This window comes from Streptomyces sp. NPDC045956 (assembly GCF_056430705.1).
Window position 1 is genome coordinate 216,654 of the sequence record NZ_JBWKKZ010000014.1, and the last position, 25,299, is coordinate 241,952.

The window sequence follows — 25,299 nt, forward strand, 5'->3', positions numbered from 1 at the left end:
AAGCAGAGACGACAGGTGACAGAAGCGATCCTCCTGGTCGGCGGCAAGGGCACGCGGCTGCGGCCGCTCACGGTGCACACCCCGAAGCCCATGGTCAGGGCGGCGGGAGTGCCGTTCCTCACGCATCAGCTGGCGCGGGCCAAGGCGGCGGGCGTCGAGCACATCGTCCTCGCGACGAGCTACCTCGCCGAGGTCTTCGAACCGTACTTCGGCGACGGCTCGGCCCTGGGCCTGCACATCGAGTACGTCACGGAGGAGGAGCCGCTCGGCACGGGCGGCGCGATCCGCAACGTGGCCTCCCGGCTCCACTCGGGCCCGGACGACCCCGTCCTGATCTTCAACGGCGACATCCTGACGGGCCTGGACATCGGCGCGCTGGTCCGCACCCACGAGACGACGGGCGCGGACGTCTCCCTGCACCTGACGAAGGTGACCGACCCGAGGGCGTACGGCCTGGTCCCCACGGACGACACGGGCCGGGTGCTCGCCTTCCTGGAGAAGCCGCAGACCCCCGAGGAGATCGTCACCGACCAGATCAACGCGGGGGCGTACGTCTTCCGCCGCTCGGTCATCGACACGATCCCGGCGGGCCGCCCGGTGTCCGTCGAACGCGAGACCTTCCCCGGCCTCCTGGCCACCGGAGCGCACCTCCAGGGCCTGGTCGACTCCACGTACTGGCTCGATCTGGGCACCCCGGCGGCCTTCGTGCGCGGCTCGGCGGACCTGGTCCTCGGCCGCGCCCCGTCCCCGGCGATACCGGGCCGGTGCGGCGACCGTCTCGTCCTGCCCACGGCACGCGTCGCGCCCGACGCCAAGCTGGCCGGCGGCACGGTGGTCGGCGAGGGTGCCTTCGTCGCGGAGGGGGCCCGGGTCTTCGGCAGCACGATCCTGCCGGGCGCGGTCATCGAGCCGGGCGCCGTCATCACCGACTCGCTGATCGGCAGCCGGGCCCGCGTCGGCACCCGCTCCGTCCTGACGGACACGGTCATCGGCGACGGCGCGGTCGTCGGCGCCGACAACGAACTCCGCTCGGGCGCCCGCATCTGGTGCGACGCCCACATCCCCCCGGCGGCCCTGCGCTTCTCCCCGGACGCCTGACCCCACCCGCCGCGGCTGCGGTCAGTGGTGCCGCCGGCGCGGCACGGGTGGGCGCTGGGGGTACCCCTCCGGGGGAGGCACCCGGCAACGCCGGCCACCGCACCCACCCGGCCGCCCCCGCTCACGCGGACCCGGGCGTCACCGGTTCCCGAGCCCGCCTCGGCGGCGGACCCGCCGCCCTCTCAGAACCGCTCGATCCCCCGCGGAGCCATCCGCGGGGCCCGCCTCGGCGGCACCCGTCCGCTCAGCAGCACCAGCCGGGCCGCCCGATGCCGCTGCCCGGCATACGGCTCCAGCAGCCGCAGCATGACGGAGTCGTCCGCGTCCCGGTCCCCGCCCAGCGCGAACCCCACGATCCCCGGCAGATGCAGGTCCCCGACCGTCACCGCGTCCGCCGCCCCGTGACTGCGCTGCACCGTCTCCGCCGACGTCCACGGCCCGATCCCCGGCACCAGTTCCAGCCGCGCCCGCGCCGCCTCCGGTTCCATCCCGGTCGCCTCCTCCAACCGCGCGGCGACCCGCACCGCCCGCAGGATCGTCGACGCCCGCTTGTCGTCCACCCCCGCCAGGTGCCACTCCCAGGACGGGATCAGCGCCCACGTCCGCGCCGCCGGCATGACACACATTCCGCCGGGCGCGGGGCCCGGCGCCGGCTCCCCGAACCTCCGCACGAGCAGCCGCCACGCCTGGTACGCCTCCAGCGTCGTGACCTTCTGCTCCAGGACCGACGGGATCAGCGACTCCAGCACCAGCCCGGTCCGCGTCAGCCGCAGCCCCGGCCGCCGGTGCGCCGTGAGCGCCAGCAGCCGGTGCCGGGGCACGAACGCGGACGGATCGTCGTCGGCGCCCAGCATCCGCGGCAGCCACTCCAGCAGCCACTCCGCCCCCGGCCCCCAGGCCTCGCCCCGCACCTCGCCGCCGCGCGCGGTGACCCGCAGCGTGCCCGGCCCGGCGGGAGTGCGGCTGGCTCGCCACACCGATCCGTCCGGCGTCGTGCGGAACGTCGGATCGCCCGGCCCGCGTCGCAGCGGGCCGAGCGCCAGACCCAGCTCCAGCGGCCCGTCCGGCACCCACACCCTCGTCCTGCCCGGCGCGACGGGCTGCCGGGGCACCCCGTTCGCGGGCGCGGGTACGACGGCCTCGCCACCGCGCACGGTGGCGCGCGTGGGCCGGGGGGCGAAGCGTCCTGCCACGGGTGAGGTCCTCGATACGGGAGACGGCGCTGAAGAAGGGGACCCTACGAGGGTAGAGGCTCGCCCGGACCGCTCACCGCACCTCGATGAAGGCCTCCGCGGTCCGCTCCGGTCGCGCCTTCGGCTCCTCGGCCGGATGACCGACCGCCACCGCGCCCATCGGGTCCCAGTCGCCCGGCAGCCCCAGCACCTCGCGCACGACGTCCCGGCAGAACATCGTCGAGGAGACCCACGCGGAGCCCAGCCGCTCCGCCGCCAGCGCGACGAGCAGGTTCTGCACACCGGCGCCGGTGGCCACCACGAACATCTCCCGCTCGGCGCCGTCCCGCCGGGCGTCCCCGTAGGTGTGCGCTCCGTCCGTCACCAGGCAGGGGACGACGAGGTACGGCGCGCCGCGCAGCACGTCCCCGCGCCGGATGCGCTTGGCGATCGACTCCTCGCTCTTGCCGTCCCGCCGCAGGTCCGCGATCCACGCGTCCCGCATCGCGTCCAGCAGCCGGACCCGCGACTCCGGCGACTCCAGCAGCACGAACCGCCACGGCGTCGTGTGGTGCGGTGCCGGCGCCGTCACCGCGGCCGCCACCGCCCGGCGCACGGAACCGGGATCGACCGGCTCGTCCGTGAAGGTTCGCACCGTACGGCGCTGGGTGACCGCCTGCCGTACCGCCTCCGACGTGCCGAGCCGGAACATGTCGTCGCGCGCGCCGCGCACCATCGCCCGCGCGCCCTGGCCGTCGTCCCCGGTGACCACCAGGGGCAGCCCGCGCACGACGGCGACGGGCAGCCCCGCGGCCTTGCCCTTGACCAGGTCGCCCGCGGCGGCCAGCTCGTCGGCGGTGGCGACGACGGTGGCCCCGAGCGCGTTGCCGTGCGCGTCCGTGCCGCCGCGGAGGTCGTCGAGGACCCGCACCCCGGCGGCGCCGATCGCGACGTCCGTGAGCCCGGCCCGCCAGGGCCGCCCGAACGTGTCGGTGACGACGACGCCGACGTCCACGCCCAGCACGTCGCGCAGACCGGCGCGGATGCCGCGCGCGGACGCGTCCGGGTCCTCGGGGAGCAGCAGCACCGTCCCGGCGGGCGTGTTGGACGCGTCGACCCCGGCCGCCGCCATGACCAGGCCCTGCCGGTTCTCGACGATGCGCAGGGCGCCGCGCCGGGCCACCACCCGTACGGTCTCCGCGTCGATCGCGGCCTCCCGGTCGGCTGCCCGGACGATCCTGCCCTCGGCCTTGGAGACGATCTTCGAGGTGACGAGCAGCACGTCCCCGTCGGTCAGTCCGGGCTCGGCCGCCGCGATCAACTTGGCCAGGTCGTCGCCCGGCTGCACCTCCGGCAGACCGGGGACCGCCCACACCCGGTAGCCCTCCCGGTCGGCGGGGGAGTCACCGGGTCCACCGGCTCGCAGGACGCCGCTCACGCCTCCCGCACCTCCTCCGCCAGCGTCAGCGCCTCCCGGGCCATCCGCTCCGTCGCGTCGAGGTCGGTCATCATCAGCGGGACGGCGCGGCAGAGGATGCCGGCCGCCTTCACGCGTGTGACGGACTCCGCGTCGACCGTGTCGACCAGCCAGCCGTCGAGCAGCCCCGAGCCGTAGTGCTCGGCGACCGCGGCCGCCGTGGACTCCACGCCGACCGCCGCGAGCACCTTGTCGGCCATCCCGCGCACGGGCGCGTCCCCGACGATCGGGGACAGGCCGATCACCGGCACCCCGGCCTCGGCGATCGCCTCCCGGATGCCGGGCACGGCGAGGATCGTGCCGATGGAGACGACCGGGTTGGACGGCGGGAAGAGGATCACGTCCGCCTCCGCGATGGCCTCCAGGACGCCGGGCGCGGGCTTCGCCCGGTCGGCGCCGACCGGGACGACCGCCTCGGCCGGGACCGAGGCGCGCAGCCGCACCCAGTACTCCTGGAAATGGACCGCCTTGCGCTCCCCGTCCAGCTCGACGGCGACATGGGTCTCCACCCGGTCGTCGCTCATCGGGATGAGCCGCACCCCGGGCTTCCAGCGGTCGCAGAGCGCCTGCGTCACCTCGCTGAGCGGGAAGCCCGCGGTGATCATCTGGGTCCGCACGATGTGCGTGGCGAAGTCCCGGTCGCCGAGCCCGAACCACTCGGGGCCGACGCCGTACGCCGCGAGCTCCTCCTTCAGGTGGAAGGTCTCGTCGGCCCGCCCCCAGCCCTGCTCCTCGTCGATGCCGCCGCCGAGCGTGTACATCACCGTGTCGAGGTCCGGGCAGACCTTCAGCCCGAAGAGGTGGATGTCGTCCCCGGTGTTGCCGATGACCGTGATGTCCGCGTCCGGCGCGGCCTGCCTCAGACCACGCAGGAACCGGGCACCACCGATGCCGCCTGCCAGAACCACAATGCGCATGGCCCCAGTCTTGCAGGCGGGTACGACACCGCGTCAGGCAGTCGTCACGGCACCGGCGTCCGCGTCCCGCGGCACGGCGGCCGAGCACTGGGGGGCGTGCATCGGCATCTCCGTCAGCCCGGGGTAGTACACGTGCAGACTGACCGCCGGCTCCAGCGCGTCGTTGCCCACGTCGTGCACGTACCCCGGCGCGAAGACCCGCTGCGCCCCCGTCTCCAGCGTGCGCGTGCCGCGCAGGGTGCGCTCGGTCAGCGTGCCGTCCAGGACGGTCAGCACACCGGAGGACAGGCCGTGGTCGTGGCGCCCGCTGCCCTGCCCCGGCACCCAGGACAGCAGCCACACCTCGTAGCCGGGGCCGGTGCGCAGCCGGTGGTACCAGCGGGTCGTCGCGTCGTACCGGACCAGGTGCTCCCAGGCGGAGCGGTCGGCGGCGAGGGAACGGGCCAGGCCGGCGAACTCGGCGACCGTCGAGGGGTGCTCGCGCGGCGCCTGGAGGAGGTGGGGGACTTCGAGGATGTCGCCGGCGATCTGGAGGTCGCTGTCGCTGTTCATGGGTCGGTGGTTCCTCGGCAGGAGAGTGCGGGGGAGACGGCGAAGAACGGCCCTGGTGGGGCGAGGGGGGCGGACGGCCGGGTCGCGTGGACCCGAGGACGGCCGGAGCGCGGTGGGCTCAACAACCGGAAAGGCGACAACAGCTACAGCGAGCGCGCGCGGCACCGTGGGACCCGGCGGTGCGGGTCGAGGTGAGCGGCAAGTTCGCGAGCATGCCCACAAGGACAGCGGTTCACACCGGCACTGTCAACTCGATGACCGTTATGTGGGACATGCTTCACCTCATCCGGTTCATCTGAAAGGTGAAAGGTTTGCTCAGGCGGCTTCGGGGACACATGGCGCACAAGCCGGGCGCACAACCCCCGTTGCGACTCCGTGATCCGACTGTGATCAGGTTCGCTTCGGCGTGTGTATCGGAACGGGATCGAACACCGGAGCGTCCTTCCTGGCGCAGGCTCTGCGCGGGGGCGGTGCCCCTGTGAGCCCTATTGGTATGTCAAGGTTTAAGGCGATTTGAACACTTTCCGCATGGCCTTGGTTCCGCAGAGTGAATAAGGGACCCAATAGCAGATCTCGGCTTGACTCGCCCGTAGCAGCACACTTGTAATTTCACTCGTGTCGTTCAGCCGGAATCGATAACGGCTGGATCACGGGGACGCGAAAGACAGACGAGGGGCGCACATGACCGAGCTGGTGCAGCAACTGCTGGTCGACGACGCGGACGAGGAACTCGGCTGGCAGGAGCGCGCACTGTGCGCCCAGACCGACCCCGAGTCCTTCTTCCCCGAGAAGGGCGGCTCCACCCGGGAGGCCAAGAAGGTCTGCCTCGCCTGCGAGGTCCGCTCCGAGTGCCTCGAGTACGCCCTCGCCAACGACGAGCGCTTCGGCATCTGGGGCGGCCTGTCCGAGCGGGAACGCCGCCGGCTGAAGAAGGCCGCCGTCTGACCCGCCGTCCGACGGACGGTACGGCGGACGGTGCGGCGGACACGTACGGGTACGGGCACACGTACATGTACGGGCACACGCGCACAGCGGTGGAGAAAGCGGTAACGGCCCGTCGCGGGTGGGTTGTCCACAGGCGGCGGGCCGTGGTCCTGCCCAGCCGATAGTGTGGGCGCTCGTCCGAGACGCCCCGCCACCCCCACAGGCACGGGCGTCCACCGCAGTCCACCGAACCGGGGCCCGTACCTCGATGTCCGTGCACAGCCACACGGCAGCCCAGCAAGACCTCGCTGCCACACCTGAGTTCCCGCGTCACGTGGTGACCGCGGTCCTCGTCGCCCACGACGGAGCCCGCTGGCTGCCCGACGCGCTCGCCGGGCTGCTCGGCCAGGAGCGCCCCGTCCAGTACGCGGTCGCCGCCGACACCGGCAGCGCCGACGACTCCGCCCGGCTGGTCACCGAGGCCCTCGGCGACGACCGGGTACTCCACCTCGCCCGTCGCACCGGCTTCGGCCAGGCCGTCGAGGAGGCCGCCCGCACCGCCCCCGTCCTCACCCCGGACGACCTGGCGTACCTGCGGCGGCCCAGCGGCTGGGACCCCGTCACCCGCACCTGGCGCGACGACGCCTACGACCTGCCGGAGCTTCCCCACGGAGAGCCGGTGCAGTGGCTGTGGCTGCTGCACGACGACTGCGCCCCCGAACCCGACGCCCTCGCCCAGCTGCTGCGCGTCGTGGACACCGAGTACGAACTCGGCCGCGACGACGTCGCCGTCGTGGGCCCCAAGCTCCGCGGCTGGTACGACCGCAGGCAACTGCTGGAGGTCGGCGTCTCCATCGCCAACTCCGGCCGCCGCTGGACCGGTCTGGACCGCCGTGAGCAGGACCAGGGCCAGCACGACCACGTCCGGACCGTCCTGTCCGTCTCCACCGCCGGCATGCTGATCCGGCGCGACGTCTTCGAGCGGCTCGGCGGATTCGACCGCCGGCTGCCCCTGATGCGCGACGACGTCGACCTGTGCTGGCGCGCGCACGCCGCCGGACTCCGCGTCCTCGTCGCCCCCGAGGCGGTCGTCCGCCACGCCGAGGCGGCCTCCCGCGAGCGCCGCGCGGTCGACTGCGCCGGCCGCACCACCGCCTCCCCGCACAAGGTCGACAAGGCCGGCGCCGTCCACACCCTCCTGGTCAACGTCCGCACGGCCGTGCTGCCCTGGGTGCTGCTGCGCATCGTCGTCGGCACCGTGCTGCGCACCCTCGCCTATCTCGTCGGCAAGGTCCCCGGACAGGCACTCGACGAGATCCGGGGCCTGCTGAGCGTCCTGCTGCGCCCCGAGCGGATCGTCGCCGGACGCAGGGAACGCGGCCGCCCGCAGGTGGAGAAGGACGAACTGCGCGCCCTCTTCCCGCCGCCCGGCGCGACCGTCCGGGTCACCGTCGAACAGGTCGCGGGCAACCTCGTCGGCAGCTCCGACGCCGAGACGGCCACCGGCGCCGGACGCCACGGCGGCGGCATCGAGTCCGGACCCGGCGGCGACGACGCCGACTTCCTGGAGATCGAGCAGTTCGCCCGCCTCAAGCGCATCGCCCGCAAGCCGGGCCCGCTGCTCTTCCTGGTGCTGCTGCTCGCCTCCCTGGTCGCCTGCCGCGCCCTGTTCGGCGGCGGCGCGCTGGCGGGCGGCGCCCTGCTGCCCGCCCCGGCCGACGCCGGCGAGCTGTGGTCGCGCTACACCGACGCCTGGCACACGGTGGGCACCGGCGGCACCGCCTCCGCACCGCCCTACCTCGCGCTCGTCGCCGCGCTCGCCTCCCTGCTGCTGGGCTCCACCGGCCTCGCCGTCACCCTGCTGCTGGTCTGCTCGGTGCCCCTGGCCGGCGTCACCGCGTACTTCGCCTCCCGCCCGCTCGTCACCTCCCGGCTGCTGCGCGCGTGGGCGGCCGTCGCCTACGCCTTCCTGCCCGCCGCCACCGGCGCCCTCGCCGGCGGCCGCCTCGGCACCGCCGTCCTCGCCGTGCTGCTGCCGCTCATCGCGCGCGCGGGCGTCGCGGCGGCCGGCCTCTCCCACTCCACGGGCGCCCGCGGCAGCTGGCGGGCCACCTGGGCGTACGCGCTGCTGCTGACGATCACCACCGCCTTCACGCCCGTCGTGTGGCCCGTCGCGCTGCTCCTCGGCATCGGCGTGCTGGTACTGCGCCGCAGCGACATCACGGCGTACGGGCCGCGCTTCCTCGTCCAGCTCGGCACCCCGCTGCTGCTCCTCGCCCCCTGGTCGCTGTCGCTGCTCCCGTTCGGCTTCCTCGACGAGGCCGGCCTGGAGTACGGCGCCTCGGCCGCCTCCGCCCTAGACCTGCTCGGCGCGAGCCCCGGCGGCCCCGGTACGGTCGGCGGGCTGGTCCTCATCGGCATCGTGCTCGCCGCGCTGGCCGCCCTGCTCCGCTCGGAGCGACAACTGGGCATCCGCGCGGCCTGGGCCGTCGCCCTGGTCGCCCTGGTCTTCGCGGTGCTCTCCAACCGCTCCGTCTGGGCCGGCCCCGCCACCCTCGTCTACGGCATCGCCCTGCTCTCCGCGGCGGCCCTCGGCGCCGACGGGGCACGCTCGCGCGTGGCCGAGCAGAGCTTCGGCTGGCGCCAGCCGGTCGCCGCCCTGATCGCCCTCGCCTCGGCCGTCGGACCACTGATCGCCGCCACCGGCTGGATGATCGGCGGCGCCGACGGACCCCTGGAGCGGCGCGACCCCGTCCAGGTGCCCGCGTTCGTCGCCGAGGAGAGCCGCACCCACGACCAGGCCCGCACCCTCGTCCTCGACAGCGACTCCGCCACCCACGTGAGCTACACGCTGGTGCGCGGCTCCGGCGCACGCCTGGGCGACGGCGAACTGTCCGCCGGGGACGGCGGGAACGAGGGACTCGACAAGGTCGTCGCCAACCTCGTCGCCGGTTCCGGCGCCGACCAGGCCGACCAGCTCGGCGGCTACGCCGTGCGCTACGTCCTCGTGCACAAGGGCGCGCCCCGCGAGGTCACCCGCGTCCTGGACGCCACGCCCGGCCTCAACCGGCTCAGCCAGCAGGACGGCAGCGGCCTGTGGCGCGTGGACCAGGAGGTCGCGCGCGCGACGATCGTCACCGGCGAGGGGGCGGACGCCCAGGCGCCGCGCCCCGTGGCCGCCGGTCCCGTCGAGATCCGCACCGAGATCCCGTCCGGTGCCGACGGACGCGTGCTGCGCCTCGCCGACACCGCCGCCGAGGGCTGGACGGCGACCCTGGACGGCACACCGCTCACCCGCACCACCGTCGACGGCTGGGCACAGGGCTTCGAACTCCCCGCCGCCGGCGGGAAGCTGGCCGTCACCTACGACGCCCCGTTCACCCACACCGTCTGGCTCTGGGCCCAGGGCCTGCTCGCCGTGGTCCTGGTCGTCCTCGCCCTGCCCGGCAGGCGCCGCGACGTCGACGACGACCTGCCCGAGGAGCAACTCGTCGCGGCCGAGGCCGTCGAGGGCGAGGGCCGCCGCGCCCGGCGACTGCGGGCGCAGGCCGAGGCGGAGGCCGAAACCGGCGCGGACACCGGGCCGATGGCCGGGCAGGACGCCTCCACGGAGGGCGCCCCGCCCCCCGGAGCACCACCCGCGGCGGTCCCGCAGCAGCCGGCGTACGGCACGTGGGACACCCCTGAGTACACCGACGCCGCCCACGGCTCCTACGACCCGTACGGCGGCGACCAGTACCGGAGCGCGCCCTCCTACGACCCGGCCGCGTACGCGCAGCAGCAGCCGTACCAGGGTGACCCGTACCAGGCGGACGCCTACCAGGGTGCCCAGGGCGGTCAGGGCGGTCAGGGCGGTCAGTACGACGCGGGGCCGTACGACCCGTACGCCTACGGCGATCCGGCCGACCCGTCCCAGGAGGCCGGGCCGTACGACCCCGCCTACGGTCAGGCGTACGGCCAGGGCGGGTACCCCACGCCCTACGACCCCTCGCAGGCCCACGACCCGCACGGCACCGGCCGTGAGCGTCCCGACGGGAGCCAGCAGTGAAGCGCACCACCCTGTCCCTGATCGCCGGCACGGCGGCCCTCGCGGCCGTCACCGGGTTCGCGGCGGTGTCCACCCCGGACTCCACCGGCGCGGACACCGCCGAGCCCGCCGCCCGGCTCCCCGTGGAGCGCACCACGCTGTCCTGCCCGGCGCCCAGCACCTCGGACCTCGCCGAGACGGCGTACACCTCCTTCACGCCCGTCACCAAGGGCGCCGACGAGAAGGGCGAGGCCGCCCTCACGGCGGCGGCCGCGGGCGCGGCGTCCGGCGAGGCGGAGGGCGGGGAGGCCGAGGACGGGGAGAAGCCCGGGAAGCCCGTCGTGCAGCCCGGGGCGCCCGGGGTGCCGGTCACCGGGAAGGACTCCGGGGCCGAGACGCCCGCGCTCGTCGGGACCGCGACGGGGAGCCACGCCCCCGGCTGGACGGTGCAGCAGACCACGGAGGTCGCCGCCGGCACCGGCCGGGGACTCCAGGGCGTCAACTGCGCCGCACCGGACACGGAGTTCTGGTTCCCGGGAGCGGCCACGACCGCCGACCGCACCGACTACGTGCACCTGACCAACCCCGACGACTCCGCGGCCGTCGTCGACATCGAGCTGTACGGCAGGGACGGCGCTCTGAAGACCACGGTGGCGGACGGCGTCACCGTGGCACCGCACGCCAGTGAGGCACTGCTGCTGTCCACGCTCACCGACGTCAAGGAGCCCGACGTCACCGTGCACGTCACGGTGCGCAGCGGACGGGTCGGTGCCGCGGTGCAGGCCCTGTCCGACAAGACCGGCGGCGACTGGCTGACCGCGGCCGCGGACCCGTCCGGCGAGCTGGTCCTGCCGGGCATCCCCGACGACGCCACCGCCGTACGCCTGGTGCTGTTCACGCCCGGTGGCACCGACGCCGACCTGAAGGTGCGGCTGACCTCGCCGACCGGGCCGATCACGCCCGCCGGGAACGAGACGGTGCACGTGAAGTCCGGCATGACGACGGCCATCGACCTCGGAGAGGTCACGCGCGGCGAGGCCGGGTCGCTGATGCTGACGCCGACGGGCCGGTCGGTGCCGGTCGTGGCCGCGGTCCGGGTCGTGCGGGGCGAGGGCGCGGAGCAGGAGTCCGCGTTCATCCCCGCCGCCCACCCGGTCGGGGCGCGCGCGACGTCGGCGGACAACCGCGCCAAGAGCACGACGTTGTCCCTGACCGCTCCCGGCCAGGCGGCGAAGGTCAAGGTCACGGCGTCGGCGGGCACCGAGGGCGGCACGACGGCGACCAAGACGTACACGATCAAGGGCGGCACCACCCAGGACGTCGAGGCTCCGGTCCCGGCGGGCCTGGAGGGCACCTACGCGCTGACCGTCGAGACGGTCTCGGGCGGCCCGGTGTACGGGTCCCGCACGCTGACCGGGCAGGACGAGGACGTCGCGTCCTTCACCGTGCAGAGCCTCCCCGACGACCGGGGGACGGTCGCCGTACCGAACGCGGACGAGGACCTGGCGGTGCTCCAGAGGTAGCGGGCCGCGCGAGCGGCGGGCCCGTGACTCCCATGGGGCCGCGCCCGCCCGCTCAGTCCTCCCCGTACCGCGGGTCCACCGTCTCCGGCGTCAGCCCCAGCAGCTCCGCGACCTGCTCGACGACCACCTCGTGCACGAGCGCCGCCCGCTCGTCCCGCCCCTTCGTCCGGATCTCGACCGGCCGCCGGTACACGACCACCCGCCCCCGGCGCCCCTCCCGCGCGGGCTCCGCGGTCCCGAGGGGCACCGCCTCGTCGTTCCACGCCTGGTCGGCGGCGCCGTCCAGCCGCGGCACCTCCAGGACCAGGAAGTCGATGTCGGCGAGCTGCGGCCAGCGCCGCTCCAGGCGCTCCACGGAGTCCTGCACCAGGTCCGCGAAGACCTCGCCGCGGCTCGCGGCAAGCGGTACCTGCGGGGGTGCGATCGGGCCCCGCATGCCCCGGCCGTGGCGGTCACGACGGCGGGGTCCTGGGCGGCCGGTCTCACGGGGCGTCACGGGGTTGTCCATCACCGCTGAAGGGTAGTCCCCGCCGGGTCCGCGCGCCGGACCGCACACGCGTACCGGCCCGCGCCGCGGTGCGTGGCAGGACGTGTCGCCCGATGACCGTTCCAGCCAAGGTTGGGCTCGATTCCGTATCTCTCCGCGACCGGTGACCTCAAGGCATATGTCGCTGTTCGTCGCGGTTCGCGACCGCCCCCGCAGCGGCCGGACATCCGGCGAACACCCGACAAACCACCGTCCGTGCAGGTCACAGCGGTGCGCCCGGAGGGTCGTGTGGGGCGTTTCACACCACGACACGGGGGTGTGACCTGGTGGGGAGTCGTCGCGGCCCGCTCAAGAGTGCGGTACCGTCCAACATCGTGAGCCCTGTACGTCGCTGTTCGCGCACCGCCTGCGGCCGTCCCGCCGTCGCGACGCTGACGTACGTCTACGCCGACTCGACCGCGGTCCTCGGCCCGCTCGCCACCTACGCCGAACCCCACTGCTACGACCTGTGCGCCGAGCACTCCGAGCGCCTCACCGCCCCGCGCGGCTGGGAGGTCGTCCGCCTGCTCGACGGCTCGGCCCCGGCCCGCCCCAGCGGTGACGACCTGGAAGCGCTCGCCAACGCGGTGCGCGAGGCGGCCCGCCCCCAGGAGCGGACGGCCGAGGCCGGCGGCGGTCCGCGGACGGCCGATCCGATGGAGGTCGCGCGCCGCGGCCACCTGCGCGTCCTGCGCTCGCCGGACAACTGAGCCGCCCGTCCTCCACCTTCGGCCACCTCGGCACCTCCGGCCGCTCCGCCACCTTCGGCCACCCCCGTGTCTTCGCCCACCCCGAACCCACCCGTTGCCACACACCCATTGACGTCACCTTGTCGCGGACACGACCATTCCGGATGTCACGAGAAACCGCTTTCACATGGCGGAATCCGGGGAGGCGCCCGTGTACGTCCAGGAACTGGAACCCGTCGCCGGTTCCCTCGCCCTGTCCGCCCTGGTGGCGGCCCTGCCCCTGGTGATCGTCCTCGTCCTGCTGGGCGGCGTCCGCATGAAGGCCCACCTGGCGGGCTTCACCGGCCTCCTGGCGGCCGTGCTCGTCGCCTGGCTGGCGTACGGCATGCCGCTGGACCAGACGGCCTCCAGCGCCGCCCAGGGAGCCGCGTTCGGGATCTTCCCCATCCTGTGGATCGTCGTGAACGCCCTCTGGGTCTACCGGATGACCGTCCGCACCCGGCACTTCGACATCCTGCGCCGCTCCTTCGGACGGCTGTCCGACGACCCCCGCATCCAGGCCCTGGTCGTCGCTTTCTGCTTCGGCGCCCTGCTGGAGGCACTCGCCGGGTTCGGCGCGCCCGTAGCGATCTGCTCGGTCATGCTCGTGGCGCTCGGCTTCGACCCCGTGCGCGCGGCGGTCGTGGCGCTGGTCGCGAACACCGCGCCGGTCGCCTTCGGCGCGATGGGCACCCCGGTGGTGACGCTGGCCCAGGTCACCGGCCTGCCCCTGGACGACGTCGCCTCCGTGGTGGGCCGTCAGACCCCCCTGCTGGCCCTCGTCGTCCCCCTGCTGCTGGTCGCCCTGGTCGACGGGCGCCGCGGCCTGCGGGAGACCTGGGTACCCGCGACGGCCTGCGGAGTCGCCTTCGCCGTCGCCCAGTTCGTCGCCTCCAACCACTTCTCCGCCCAGCTCGCCGACATCGCCGCCGCCCTCCTCGGCGCCGGGGCCCTGGTCGCGGTGCCACAGGCCCGCCGGCCCGCCGCCGAGCCGGTCCGCGCGGCCGTGCTGACCGGCGCGAGGAGCGACGAACTGGACGAGGACGACCCGCGCCGGGAGGTCCTGCGCGCCTACGCGCCCTACGCCCTGATCGTCGCCGTCTTCTCCGTCGCGCAGATCCCGGCGGTCAAGGACTGGCTGGCGCGGGCGACCCAGACGTACGACTGGCCCTTCCTGGACGTGGCCGACCCCGCGGGGAACCCGGTCGGCGGCAACGTCTTCTCCTGGCCGGTCGTCTCCACCGGCGGCACCCTCGTCCTGCTCGCCGGCCTGGCCAGTGCCGTCGTCCTCGGCGTGCACGCGCGCGTGGCGGTCGAGGAGTGGCTCGCGACCGTGCACGAGCTGCGGTTCGCCATCCTCACCGTCACCTCCGTGCTGGCCCTCGCCTACGTCATGAACCTCTCCGGGCAGGCCGCCACCATCGGCCACTTCGTCGCGGCGGCCGGTGCCGGGCTGGCCTTCCTCTCCCCGGTGCTCGGCTGGTTCGGTGTCGCCGTCTCGGGCTCCGACACCTCCGCCAACGCGCTCTTCGGCGCCCTCCAGGTGACCGCCGCCCGGGAGTCGGGTCTGTCACCCGAACTGCTCGCCGCCGCCAACAGTTCGGGCGGCGTCCTCGGCAAGATGATCTCCCCGCAGAACCTCACCATCGCCTGCGCGGCCGTCGGACTGGCCGGCCGCGAGGGCGACCTGCTGCGCAAGGTACTGCCCTGGAGCCTCGGCCTGCTCCTGGTCATGTGCCTGATCGTGGTCGGGCAGTCCACACCGGTCCTGGGCTGGATGCTGCCCTGACCCGCCCTGACCTTCGGGAACCGCCCGGCGCCCGCTCCGTGGTTACGGGTAGTTTGTGGGCTCCGACAGGACTTGAGGAAAGGCTGGCCGTGGCTGCTGATCTGTCGCAGATCGTGAAGGCGTACGACGTGCGCGGTGTCGTCCCCGACCAGTGGGACGAGACGCTGGCCGAGCTGTTCGGCGCCGCCTTCGTCGAGCTGACCGACGCGCGCGCCCTCGTGGTCGGCCACGACATGCGGCCGTCCTCCCCGGGCCTGTCCGGTGCCTTCGCGCGCGGGGCCGCCGCCCGGGGCGCCGACGTCACCCTGATCGGCCTGTGCTCCACCGACCAGCTGTACTACGCCTCCGGCGCGCTGGACCTGCCGGGCGCCATGTTCACCGCCTCGCACAACCCGGCCCGGTACAACGGCATCAAGCTCTGCCGCGCGGGCGCCGCCCCCGTCGGCCAGGACACCGGCCTCGCCGAGATCCGCGCCCTGGTCGAGGGCTGGAGCACCTCCGGCGCCCCGGAGCCGGCACCGCGCCCGGGCACCGTCACCCGGCGCGACACGCTCGCCGACTACGCCGCCCACCTCCGTTCCCTGGTCGACCTGACCGCCATCCGCCCGCTGAAGGTCGTCGTCGACGCGGGCAACGGCATGGGCGGCCACACCGTCCCCTCGGTCTTCGCCGGCCTGCCCCTCGACCTGGTGCCGATGTACTTCGAGCTGGACGGCACCTTCCCCAACCACGAGGCCAACCCGCTCGACCCGGCCAACCTCGTCGACCTGCAGAAGCGCGTCCGCGAGGAAGGCGCCGACCTCGGTCTCGCCTTCGACGGCGACGCCGACCGCTGCTTCGTCGTCGACCAGGACGGCGACCCGGTCTCCCCCTCCGCGGTCACCGCCCTCGTCGCCGCCCGGGAGCTGGCCCGCAACGGCGGCAAGGGCACCGTCATCCACAACCTGATCACCTCCTGGTCCGTCCCGGAGGTCGTGGCGGAACACGGCGGCACACCGGAACGCACGCGCGTGGGCCACTCCTTCATCAAGGCCGAGATGGCCAGGACCGGCGCCATCTTCGGCGGCGAGCACTCCGCGCACTACTACTTCCGCGACTTCTGGAACGCCGACACCGGCATGCTGGCCGCCCTCCACGTCCTCGCCGCCCTCGGAGGCCAGCCGGGCCCCCTGTCCGACCTGGTCGCCCAGTACGACCGCTACGCGGGCTCCGGTGAGATCAACTCCACCGTCGACGACCAGACGGCCCGCCTCGACGCGATCCGCGCCGCCTACGAGGGCCGCGACGACGTCACCCTCGACGAACTGGACGGCCTGACCGTCACCGCGGCCGACTGGTGGTTCAACGTCCGCCCGTCCAACACGGAGCCCCTGCTGCGCCTCAACGCCGAGGCCCGTGACGAGGCGACGATGGCGAGGGTCCGCGACGAGGCCCTGGCGATCATCCGGTCCTGAGCACGCCGTCGTCGGCGGGGGAGTCACCCGCGACGCCGGTCACCGACGGCCCCGCCCACATCGGTGACGACCCCGCCCGAGGTCACCGAAGCCGGGCCCGGCGACACCCACCCGTCCCCGACACCGGCCCCGTCACCGGCGGTACCCTGACCAGCACATCCGCACAAGCCCCACCGCCCCGAAGGGAACCCCCATGCCGCTCGAAGCCGGCCTCCTGGAGATCCTCGCCTGCCCGGCCTGCCACGCCCCCCTCCAGGAGCGGGACGCGGAGCTGATCTGCACCGGCCAGGACTGCGGCCTGGCCTACCCGGTCCGCGACGGCATCCCCGTCCTCCTCGTCGACGAGGCCCGCCGCCCCGCATAGACGAGGCCCGCCGCCGCCCCGCACCGACGAGGCCCGCCGCCCCGGACAGACGCCGGTCGGGCGCCCGCGCAACCGAACGAACGCCCCGGCGATCGGAGACTGCCGCCATGCTCGACGAATCGCTCCTGGACGCCCCGGAGCGCCTCACCGAAGCCGACCGCCGCGGCCTGCTCCGCGGTGCCGCCGAGGCCGGCGCCCGGGTACGCACCGCCGCCCGGCACGCCGCCGAGGCCGGCGTCGGCGACCTCCGGCCCGACGGCCGCCCCCGCGCCGTCCTGATCGCCGGTCCGGGCGCCGCGGCCACCCACGCCGCCGACCTCCTCGGCACCCTCGCCGGCGCCGGCAGCCCGGTCACCCGCCTCGCCCCCACCGGCGTCGCCCCCGCGGCGGGCGCCCTGCGCTGGGAGCTGCCCGGCTGGGCGGGCTCCGTCGACCTGCTGCTGATCGCCACTCCCGACGGAGCGGAGCCGGGCCTCGCCCTGCTCGCCGAACAGGCCTACCGCCGGGGCTGCACGGTCGTCGCCGTCGCCCCCGCCCGGACCCCCCTCAGCGACGCGGTGAACGGCTCGCACGGCCTGTTCATCCCGATGGCGACCGCCCCCTACGACCACGACGAACCCCTCGCCGGCGCCGCCCCCGGCGTCCTGTGGGCGCTGCTCACCCCGCTCCTCGCGCTGCTGGACCGCACCGGGCTGCTCGAAGCGCCGCCCGACGCCATCGAGAAGGTCGCCGACCGCCTCGACCGGGTCGCCGAGCGCTGCGGGCCCGCCGTCGTGACCTACAGCAACCCCGCCAAGACCCTGGCGGCCGAGCTGGCCGAATCCCTCCCCGTGGTGTGGACCGAGGGCATCTCGGCCGGACCGGCGGGCCGCCGCTTCGCCGCCGCGCTCGCCGAACTCTCCGGCACCCCGGCCGTCGTCGCCGAACTCCCCGAGGCGCTCGACGCGCACCAAGCCCTGCTCGCCGGCCGGCTCGCCGCGGGCGCCGACCCCGACGACTTCTTCCGCGACCGCGTCGAGGAGGCACCCGCCCTGCACGCGCGCGTGGTGCTGCTGCGCGACCGCCCCATCGGCGGCCTCACCGCCGCCCCGGGCGCCCGTGACCTGGCCCTCGGCCACGACACGCCGATCAGCGAGCTGGAGCCGGAGCTGGGCGACGAGCTGGAGACCCTCGCCGAACTGATCGCCGTCACGGATTTCGCCGCCGTTTACCTGGCGCTCGCCTCGGGCGCCTGATCTCGTACGCACCCTCGCGTACCTCTTCTTCGTACGCACGCACCAGCACGCACTGGACACGCACCGGCAGAGAGAGCCCATGGACCGCCTCGACAACACCGTCCGCCCCTACGCCTGGGGTTCCACCACCGCGATCCCCGCCCTCCTCGGCACCGAGCCGACCGGGGAGCCGCAGGCGGAGATGTGGATGGGAGCCCACCCCGGAGCCCCGTCCCGCACCGGCCGGGGCACCCTAGCCGAAGTCGTCGAAGCCGACCCCGAGAAGGAACTGGGCGCCGCCTCCGTGGCCAGGTTCGGCCCCCGGCTGCCCTTCCTCCTCAAACTCCTCGCCGCCGGCGCCCCGCTCTCCCTCCAGGTCCACCCCGATCTGACCCAGGCCAGGGCGGGCTTCGAGGACGAGGAGCGCCGGGGCGTCCCCCTGGACGCCCCGCACCGCAACTACAAGGACGCCAACCACAAGCCCGAACTGATCTGCGCCCTCACCGAGTTCGACGGCCTCTGCGGCTTCCGCGCCCCCACCGAGACGGCCGACCTGCTCGACGGCCTCGGCGTCGCCTCCCTCAAGCCCTACGTCGACCTGCTGCGCGCGCACCCCGAGGACGCCGCCCTGCGCGAGGTCCTCACCGCGATCCTCACGGCCGACCCCGAGGAGATGACCCGCACGGTCACCGAGACCGCGGCCGCCTGCGACCGCCTCGGCGGCGCCTACGCGCCCTACGCCGACATCGCCCACCACTACCCGGGCGACCCCGGAGTCCTCGCCGCCCTGCTCCTCAACCACGTCCGGCTCCAGCCCGGCGAAGCCCTGTACCTCGGCGCCGGAATCCCGCACGCCTACCTCGACGGCCTCGGCGTCGAGATCATGGCCAACTCCGACAACGTCCTGCGCTGCGGCCTCACCCCCAAGCACGTCGACGTCCCCGAACTCCTGCGCATCGTCCGCTTCGAAACCGGCGACCCCGGCATCCTGCGCCCCGAGGCGTCCCCCGAGGGCGAAGAGGTCTACGAGACCCCGATCGACGAGTTCCGCCTGTCCCGCTGGGTCCTCCCCGAGGGCTCCGGCACCCGCCGACTCACCCTGGACACCCCGCAGATCCTGCTCTGCACCGCGGGCACCGTGCGCGTGGGCGCACACGAACTCACCCCCGGGCAGTCCGTCTTCGTCGCCGCGGGAGAAAAAGCCGAAGTGTCCGGAACCGGCACCCTTTTCCGCGCCACCGTCCTCGCCTGACGCACGTCTGACGGGGGAACGACGGGGAATCCGGCACGTCGGGGCCCGCGCGGGCTGCAACAATGGCGCACCGCGAAGGAGGGGCGAGCCGATCACCGGCCGAGCCCCCACCGGCGTACGGACGCAGACGAAGGCGAAGGGACAACGCGACACATGAGCGCGTCAGGCGGAACCAAGGCGATCGTGGCGGCACTGCTCGCCAACCTCTCGATCGCGGTAGCGAAATTCGTGGCGTTCCTCTTCAGTGGATCGTCGTCGATGCTCGCCGAGTCCGTGCACTCCCTCGCCGACTCCGGCAACCAGGGACTCCTGCTCCTCGGCGGCAAGCGCGCCCAGCGCGCCGCCACCCCCCAACACCCCTTCGGCTACGGCCGCGAGCGCTACATCTACGCCTTCCTCGTCTCCATCGTGCTCTTCTCGGTCGGCGGCATGTTCGCCCTGTACGAGGGCTACGAGAAGATCAAGCACCCGCACGAGATCGAGCACTGGTACTGGCCGGTGGGCGTACTGGTCTTCGCGATCATCGCCGAGGCCTTCTCCTTCCGGACCGCCATCAAGGAGTCCAACACCCTGCGCGGGAAGAAGTCCTGGAAGGAGTTCGTCCGCCACGCCAAGGCCCCCGAACTGCCCGTCGTCCTCCTGGAGGACCTCGGCGCCCTCGTCGGCCTGGTCCTCGCCCTCGGCGGTGTCGGCATGGCCCTGCTCACCGGCGACGGCGTCTGGGACGGCGTCGGCACCCTCTGCATCGGCGTACTGCTCATCCTGATCGCGCTGGTCCTCGCCGCCGAGACCAAGTCCCTGCTGCTCGGCGAGGCCGCGGGCACCGAGGCCGTCCAGCAGATCGAGAGCGCCATCGTCGCCGGCGACACGGTCACCGGCATCATCCACATGCGCACCCTCCACATCGGCCCCGAGGAACTCCTCGTCGCCGCCAAGATCTCCGTCCGCCACGACGGCACGGCCACCGAGATCGCCTCCGCCATCGACGCGGCCGAGGCCCGTATCCGCGAGGCCGTCCCGATCGCCCGCGTCATCTACCTGGAGCCGGACATCTACAGCGAGACCGAGGCCGCCAAGGGCGCCGACCGCGAAGCCGCCCCCGGTGGCCCGAGCGCGCCCCCCGCGGCCCACTGACACCCCCGCACCCGCACCCCCCCGGGGCCCGCCGATCCACTCGGCGGGCCCCGTCGGCTTCCCCCCTCACGCCACCCCCGGCCCACCGGATACGTCCGGAAGTGTTCGGAGGCGGACTGGGGACCGCGCGCACCGCGGTGTAGCTTGGGACGGAGCCAGACGTCGCTGCTGATGGCGGTCGGGCGGTCCGCCATCGGACCGGCCGAGGGAGAGAGGGCCTCCGACGGACTGCGCTGCGCGTACGCGGGCATGCCTGTGTCCTCCCCTGGGCACCCCTGTGTCCGCCGCCGCGCAGGTCAGCCGTACCCACCTCGCCCCAACACCGAGGAGCAGCTCGCAATGACGACTGTCGACAGCCGACAGGACTTCAAGGTCGCCGACCTCTCCCTGGCCGAGTTCGGCCGCAAGGAGATCACCCTCGCCGAGCACGAGATGCCCGGCCTCATGGCGATCCGCAAGGAGTACGCCGAGGCCCAGCCGCTCGCCGGCGCCCGCGTCACCGGCTCCCTGCACATGACCGTGCAGACCGCCGTGCTCATCGAGACCCTGGTCGCCCTGGGCGCCGAGGTCCGCTGGGCCTCCTGCAACATCTTCTCCACCCAGGACCACGCCGCGGCCGCCATCGCCGTCGGCCCGAACGGAACGCCGGACGACCCGCAGGGCGTCCCGGTCTTCGCCTGGAAGGGCGAGACCCTGGAGGAGTACTGGTGGTGCACGGAGCAGGCCCTGACCTGGCCGAACACCCCCACCGGCGGCCCCAACATGATCCTGGACGACGGCGGTGACGCCACCCTCCTCGTCCACAAGGGCGTCGAGTACGAGAAGGACGGCAAGGTCCCGTCCGTCGACACCGCCGAGAACGACGAGCACCGCGTCATCCTCGAGCTCCTCAACCGCACCATCACCGACGGCTCCCAGAAGTGGACCCAGCTGGCGTCGGAGATCCGCGGCGTCACCGAGGAGACCACGACCGGCGTCCACCGCCTGTACGAGATGCACCGCGACGACACCCTGCTGTTCCCGGCGATCAACGTCAACGACGCGGTGACGAAGTCGAAGTTCGACAACAAGTACGGCTGCCGCCACTCCCTGATCGACGGCATCAACCGCGCCACGGACGTCCTCATCGGCGGCAAGACCGCGGTCGTCTGCGGTTACGGCGACGTGGGCAAGGGCTGCGCGGAGTCGCTGCGCGGCCAGGGCGCCCGCGTGATCATCACCGAGATCGACCCGATCTGCGCCCTGCAGGCGGCGATGGACGGCTACCAGGTCACGACGCTGGACGAGGTCGTCGACAAGGCCGACATCTTCGTCACGACGACGGGCAACAAGGACATCATCATGGCCGCGGACATGGCCAAGATGAAGCACCAGGCGATCATCGGCAACATCGGCCACTTCGACAACGAGATCGACATGGCCGGCCTCGCCAAGATCCCCGGCATCGTCAAGGACGAGGTCAAGCCGCAGGTCCACACCTGGACCTTCCCCGACGGCAAGGTCCTCATCGTGCTGTCCGAGGGCCGCCTGCTGAACCTGGGCAACGCCACCGGCCACCCGTCGTTCGTGATGTCCAACTCCTTCGCGGACCAGACCCTGGCCCAGATCGAGCTGTTCACCAAGCCCGACGAGTACCCGACCGACGTGTACGTGCTGCCCAAGCACCTGGACGAGAAGGTCGCCCGCCTCCACCTCGACGCCCTCGGCGTCAAGCTGACCACGCTCCGCCAGGAGCAGGCCGACTACATCGGCGTCAAGGTCGAGGGCCCGTACAAGGCGGACCACTACCGCTACTGAGCCCGCAGCGCAGTGGGCGGGTACGCGTCGTGCACCGGCACGCACCCGCCGACTGCCGGCTCCTTCGGGACAGGCCCCCGCACCCCCGTGCCGGGGGCCTGTCCCGTCGGCGCCTCAGCGGCCGGACCAGCAGCCCGTCACCACCCAGGACCTCCATGCCCCGCGGCCGGTATTCGCTCCACGATCCGCACGACCACACCCCCCTCGGAGAAGAACACTTCCAATGCGCCCCGGGCCCCTCCGGCTGGCGCTACGTCTCCCGGCTGACCACGCCCACCGGGGATCACCAGGGCTCCGTCGACCTCGCTCTCGACGAACTCGGCCGCCCCATCCGCCTCGAACTCCACGCCGGGAGCTGGCAGGTGCGCGGCGCGGCCATCGACGGCGTCACCTGGGTCCGCACCGACCCCACCGGAGTCCACGCCACCGAAGGCAATGTGCGCGCCCACGCCTTCACCGGCTCGTCCCCGGCCTTCCTCGTCGCCGTCGCCCGCCTGCTGCGCCTCACCCCCTCCGGGTCGGCCACCCGTGTCCGCCTCCTGGCCCTCACGGACCCGGTCCTCGCCCCCCGCACCGTGGACCAGTCCTGGGCCTTGCTGGACAGAGAAGCACACGCCACTGACAACGGCCCTCTGACCGTGGACGCGTACCAGGTCACAGCCCTGGACACCGGCGAACAGCACGCCGTGCACCTCGCCGGAGACGTGGTCCTCGCGGCCCCCGGCGTCGAGCTGGAGGACCTGGAGTCACCGCCGTCCGTGTTCCCGTGAGCGTCCGGCCCCAAGTACCGCGGGGACGCCCCGGCGCCGCCCGATCCGCCTACGCCGGAGGCACGAACCCGGTGCCGGAACGGCCCTCCGACGGAGCCTCCCGCGTCACCTCGGGCCCGCCTGCCTGCGCGGGGCCGGCCGGCGGCACCGCGGGAGGTCCCGCCGGGGGCGCCACGGAGGGCGCCGCCCACGGCGCGGGAGGTGCCGCCGGGGAAACGTACGCAGGAGAAGCCGCGGGCGCCGTCACCGCGGGCCCTCCGCCCCCTTGAGCCGCCCCGAAAGCCCGCCGCGCCTCCCGGACCTGCCGCTCCTGCACCACCGCCGCCAGATAAGCGGCCGGCGGAACCCCGTGGGGCGCCGGCGCCCCCGTACGAGCCGCCACATCGGAGGCGAGCCGTTCCGCCATGGCCCAGCCGACCCGGGGATCCAGCTGACCCATCCGCGTCAGGCACTGACGGACGGCGAGCCACAGATCGTCCGGCACCGCCGACAGGTCCAGCTCGGCGAACCGACCGGCGAGCCAGGGCGGAGGCGGCGGCATGAAGCCCGCCGGCGCCACGGGTACCCGCTCCCGCACGACCAGGGTCCCCGCGAACACGTCACCGAGCCGCCGCCCCCGCGCCGAGACCAGCGAGGCGATGCAGGCGACGACGCCGAACGTCATCAGGATCTCGATCACCCCGATCAGGCCTCGCACCAGCGAGTGCCGGAACCGGACCGGCCCGCCGTCGTCCCGTACCACCCGCAGACCGCAGGCCATCTTCCCGAGCGAGCGCCCGTGGCTGAGCGTCTCCACCGCGATCGGACCGCCCACCAGTACGAGGACGAAAGCCGCGATCGACAGCGCGGTCTGCGCCGCCACGTCCAGGGAAGCGGTGGACGCCACCAGGGCGACGGTCACCGCCACGTAGACGGCCACGGCCACGGCCAGGTCGAGCAGGACGGCCAGCGCCCTGCTGGGCAGCCTCGCGGGACGCAGCTCCAGCGCCACCGCCTCACCCGTCACCAGCTCACTCACTCCTGCCGCCCTTCCCCTCACCGCCCCCGTCCCCGCCAGTCTGCCAAGCTGAGGACACACCGCGCCGCAGTACGACAAGCTGATCCACGACGAGCCGCTGACGATAGCCGAGGAGCAGGCACACCGATGGACCTCGACGTCTTCGTCTCCGCCCACCGCGCGGAGTGGGACCGCCTCGACGCGCTGCTCCGACGCCGGCGCCGACTGACCGGCGCCGAGACGGACGAACTCGTCGCCCTGTACCAACGCACGGCAACCCACCTCTCCCTCATCCAGTCCAGTGCGCCCGACCCGCAGCTGACCGGGAGGCTCAGCCAGTTGGTGGCCCGCGCGCGGAGCGTGGTGACGGGCACCCGCAGGGCCTCCTGGCGCGACGTCACCCGTTTCCTGACCCGGCAGTTTCCGGCCGCCGTCTACCGGGCCCGCCACTGGTGGGTCCCCACAGCCCTCCTGTCGACCGCTGTCGCGGCGCTCCTGGGCTGGTGGATCGGCACCCACCCGGAGGTGCAGTCCACGATCGCGGCGCCCGCCGAACTGCGCGAGCTGACCCGCCCCGGCGGCCAGTACGAGACGTACTACTCCAGCAACCCCGCGGCCTCCTTCGCCGCGCAGGTCTGGACGAACAACGCGTGGGCGGCCGCGCTCTGCCTGATCCTCGGGGTGTTCCTCGGCCTGCCCGTCATCTGGATCCTCTTCCAGAACATGCTCAACCTGGGCGTCGGCTTCGGTCTGATGTCGTCGGCCGGCCGCCTCGACACCTTCCTCGGCCTCGTCCTCCCTCACGGCCTGCTCGAACTGACCGCCGTCTTCGTGGCCGCCGGCACCGGTCTGCGGCTGGGCTGGACCCTCATCGACCCCGGCCCGCGCACCCGACGCACCGCCCTCGCCGAAGAGGGCCGAGCCGCCATCGGCATGGCGATCGGCCTCGCCCTGGTCCTCTTCGTCTCCGGCGCGATCGAAGGCTTCGTCACCCCTTCGGGCCTGCCCACCTGGGCACGCATCACCATCGGAGTCGTCGCCGAGCTGGCCTTCCTCGCCTACGTGTACGTCCTGGGCGGACGCGCCGCGCGTGCCGGTGACACGGGCGACGTCGAGGCCTCCGAACGCAGCGCCACCGTGCCGACGGCCGCCTGATGTGCATCGGCCCCCGCGGAGCTGCTAGTGTCCTCTTCGTTCCCGCAAGAGCCGTTGACACGGAGCGAGCGGGGAGGTAGATTCAAACAGTTGCCTGTAGACGGGTTCACCCCAGAGGGCGACGTCGAGAATCTATCTGCTTCCTCCCGAATCATTGAATTCGACGAAGCACTCTCCCGATTAATCGGAAAGAACGGCCGGTCAGACCGGCCCGGAACTTCTGATAAAGTCGGAACCGCCGGAAAGGGAAACGCGAAAGCGAGAACCTGGAAAGCACCGAGGAAATCGGATCGGAAAGATCTGATAGAGTCGGAAACGTAAGACCGAAGGGAAAGCCCGGAGGAAAGCCTGAGAGAGTCTCTCGGGTGAGTACAAAGGAAGCGTCCGTTCCTTGAGAACTCAACAGCGTGCCAAAAGTCAACGCCAGAT

General features: G+C 73.4%; 20 protein-coding genes. 14 read left to right on the top strand and 6 right to left on the bottom strand.

The genetic code is table 11. The annotated features are described in order from the left end of the window. The first annotated feature begins 15 nt into the window (after positions 1 to 15). On the top strand, positions 16 to 1,098 hold the full coding sequence (gene manB, locus AC07FV_RS31240) for a mannose-1-phosphate guanylyltransferase (protein WP_479090889.1): 1,083 nt from the start codon (positions 16 to 18) through the stop codon (positions 1,096 to 1,098). A 182-nt stretch (positions 1,099 to 1,280) separates the two neighbouring features. Here manB and AC07FV_RS31245 read toward each other — a convergent pair whose 3' ends face one another. From AC07FV_RS31245 to AC07FV_RS31260, 4 genes are all read right to left on the bottom strand, one after another. Further along, positions 1,281 to 2,291 carry a DNA-3-methyladenine glycosylase family protein gene (locus AC07FV_RS31245; RefSeq protein WP_479090891.1) on the bottom strand — a complete coding sequence of 337 codons (1,011 nt, stop codon included), beginning with the start codon at positions 2,289 to 2,291 and terminating at the stop codon, positions 1,281 to 1,283. Between the two features lie 73 nt (positions 2,292 to 2,364). Further along, on the bottom strand, positions 2,365 to 3,708 hold the full coding sequence (locus AC07FV_RS31250) for a coenzyme F420-0:L-glutamate ligase (RefSeq protein WP_479090892.1): 1,344 nt from the start codon (positions 3,706 to 3,708) through the stop codon (positions 2,365 to 2,367). Beyond that, positions 3,705 to 4,664 carry a 2-phospho-L-lactate transferase gene (gene cofD / locus AC07FV_RS31255; protein WP_383647901.1) on the bottom strand — a complete coding sequence of 320 codons (960 nt, stop codon included), beginning with the start codon at positions 4,662 to 4,664 and terminating at the stop codon, positions 3,705 to 3,707. The genes AC07FV_RS31250 and cofD overlap by 4 nt, the downstream gene beginning before the upstream one ends. 33 nt (positions 4,665 to 4,697) lie before the next feature. Next, entirely contained in the window at positions 4,698 to 5,216 is a 519-nt protein-coding gene (locus AC07FV_RS31260; protein WP_479090894.1) for a cysteine dioxygenase, read from the bottom strand. 681 nt (positions 5,217 to 5,897) lie between these two features. Between AC07FV_RS31260 and AC07FV_RS31265 the strand changes: the two genes are divergently transcribed. The 3 genes from AC07FV_RS31265 (at position 5,898) to AC07FV_RS31275 (ending at position 11,690) form a co-directional block, all read left to right on the top strand. Beyond that, a complete protein-coding gene (locus AC07FV_RS31265) occupies positions 5,898 to 6,161 on the top strand; it encodes a WhiB family transcriptional regulator (RefSeq protein ID WP_003975777.1) in 264 nt (87 codons plus the stop codon). A gap of 247 nt (positions 6,162 to 6,408) precedes the next feature. Next, entirely contained in the window at positions 6,409 to 10,188 is a 3,780-nt protein-coding gene (locus AC07FV_RS31270; RefSeq protein ID WP_479090895.1) for a glycosyltransferase family 2 protein, read from the top strand. Further along, the gene (locus AC07FV_RS31275) at positions 10,185 to 11,690 is read left to right on the top strand and encodes a DUF5719 family protein (protein WP_479090897.1); all 1,506 of its coding nucleotides are present in this window, start codon (positions 10,185 to 10,187) and stop codon (positions 11,688 to 11,690) included. The genes AC07FV_RS31270 and AC07FV_RS31275 overlap by 4 nt, the downstream gene beginning before the upstream one ends. A 52-nt stretch (positions 11,691 to 11,742) precedes the next feature. Here AC07FV_RS31275 and AC07FV_RS31280 read toward each other — a convergent pair whose 3' ends face one another. After that, positions 11,743 to 12,198 (bottom strand): metallopeptidase family protein, encoded by a 456-nt coding sequence (locus AC07FV_RS31280; protein ID WP_479090918.1) that lies wholly within the window; start codon positions 12,196 to 12,198, stop codon positions 11,743 to 11,745. Between the two features lie 305 nt (positions 12,199 to 12,503). On the opposite strand from AC07FV_RS31280, the gene AC07FV_RS31285 reads away from it, so the two are divergent. From AC07FV_RS31285 to AC07FV_RS31325, 9 genes are all read left to right on the top strand, one after another. Further along, complete coding sequence (locus AC07FV_RS31285) at positions 12,504 to 12,926, top strand: DUF3499 domain-containing protein (RefSeq protein WP_383647907.1); 423 nt, start codon at positions 12,504 to 12,506, stop codon at positions 12,924 to 12,926. Between the two features lie 190 nt (positions 12,927 to 13,116). Beyond that, positions 13,117 to 14,733, top strand: a complete 1,617-nt coding sequence (locus tag AC07FV_RS31290) for an L-lactate permease (protein WP_479090919.1) — start codon at positions 13,117 to 13,119, stop codon at positions 14,731 to 14,733. A gap of 89 nt (positions 14,734 to 14,822) precedes the next feature. Then, positions 14,823 to 16,187 carry a phosphomannomutase/phosphoglucomutase gene (locus tag AC07FV_RS31295; RefSeq protein ID WP_479090899.1) on the top strand — a complete coding sequence of 455 codons (1,365 nt, stop codon included), beginning with the start codon at positions 14,823 to 14,825 and terminating at the stop codon, positions 16,185 to 16,187. 193 nt (positions 16,188 to 16,380) lie between these two features. After that, on the top strand, positions 16,381 to 16,551 hold the full coding sequence (locus tag AC07FV_RS31300) for a Trm112 family protein (RefSeq protein WP_356608738.1): 171 nt from the start codon (positions 16,381 to 16,383) through the stop codon (positions 16,549 to 16,551). 107 nt (positions 16,552 to 16,658) lie between these two features. Next, complete coding sequence (locus AC07FV_RS31305; protein ID WP_479090901.1) at positions 16,659 to 17,786, top strand: SIS domain-containing protein; 1,128 nt, start codon at positions 16,659 to 16,661, stop codon at positions 17,784 to 17,786. Positions 17,787 to 17,865: 79 nt separating this feature from the next. Next, entirely contained in the window at positions 17,866 to 19,017 is a 1,152-nt protein-coding gene (gene manA, locus AC07FV_RS31310; RefSeq protein ID WP_479090902.1) for a mannose-6-phosphate isomerase, class I, read from the top strand. Between the two features lie 153 nt (positions 19,018 to 19,170). After that, positions 19,171 to 20,151: a cation diffusion facilitator family transporter gene (locus AC07FV_RS31315; RefSeq protein ID WP_479090903.1), complete on the top strand. Its 981-nt coding sequence runs from the start codon at positions 19,171 to 19,173 to the stop codon at positions 20,149 to 20,151. Between the two features lie 339 nt (positions 20,152 to 20,490). Beyond that, the gene (ahcY, locus tag AC07FV_RS31320; RefSeq protein WP_479090904.1) at positions 20,491 to 21,948 is read left to right on the top strand and encodes an adenosylhomocysteinase; all 1,458 of its coding nucleotides are present in this window, start codon (positions 20,491 to 20,493) and stop codon (positions 21,946 to 21,948) included. Positions 21,949 to 22,103: 155 nt separating this feature from the next. Continuing rightward, positions 22,104 to 22,718 (top strand): hypothetical protein, encoded by a 615-nt coding sequence (locus tag AC07FV_RS31325; protein WP_479090905.1) that lies wholly within the window; start codon positions 22,104 to 22,106, stop codon positions 22,716 to 22,718. Positions 22,719 to 22,767: 49 nt separating this feature from the next. Here the strand turns inward: AC07FV_RS31325 and AC07FV_RS31330 are convergent, their stop codons facing one another. After that, positions 22,768 to 23,736, bottom strand: coding sequence for an RDD family protein (locus AC07FV_RS31330; RefSeq protein ID WP_479090906.1), 969 nt, complete (start codon positions 23,734 to 23,736; stop codon positions 22,768 to 22,770). A 126-nt stretch (positions 23,737 to 23,862) separates the two neighbouring features. On the opposite strand from AC07FV_RS31330, the gene AC07FV_RS31335 reads away from it, so the two are divergent. Then, entirely contained in the window at positions 23,863 to 24,870 is a 1,008-nt protein-coding gene (locus AC07FV_RS31335; RefSeq protein WP_479090908.1) for a stage II sporulation protein M, read from the top strand. Positions 24,871 to 25,299 lie beyond the last annotated feature (429 nt).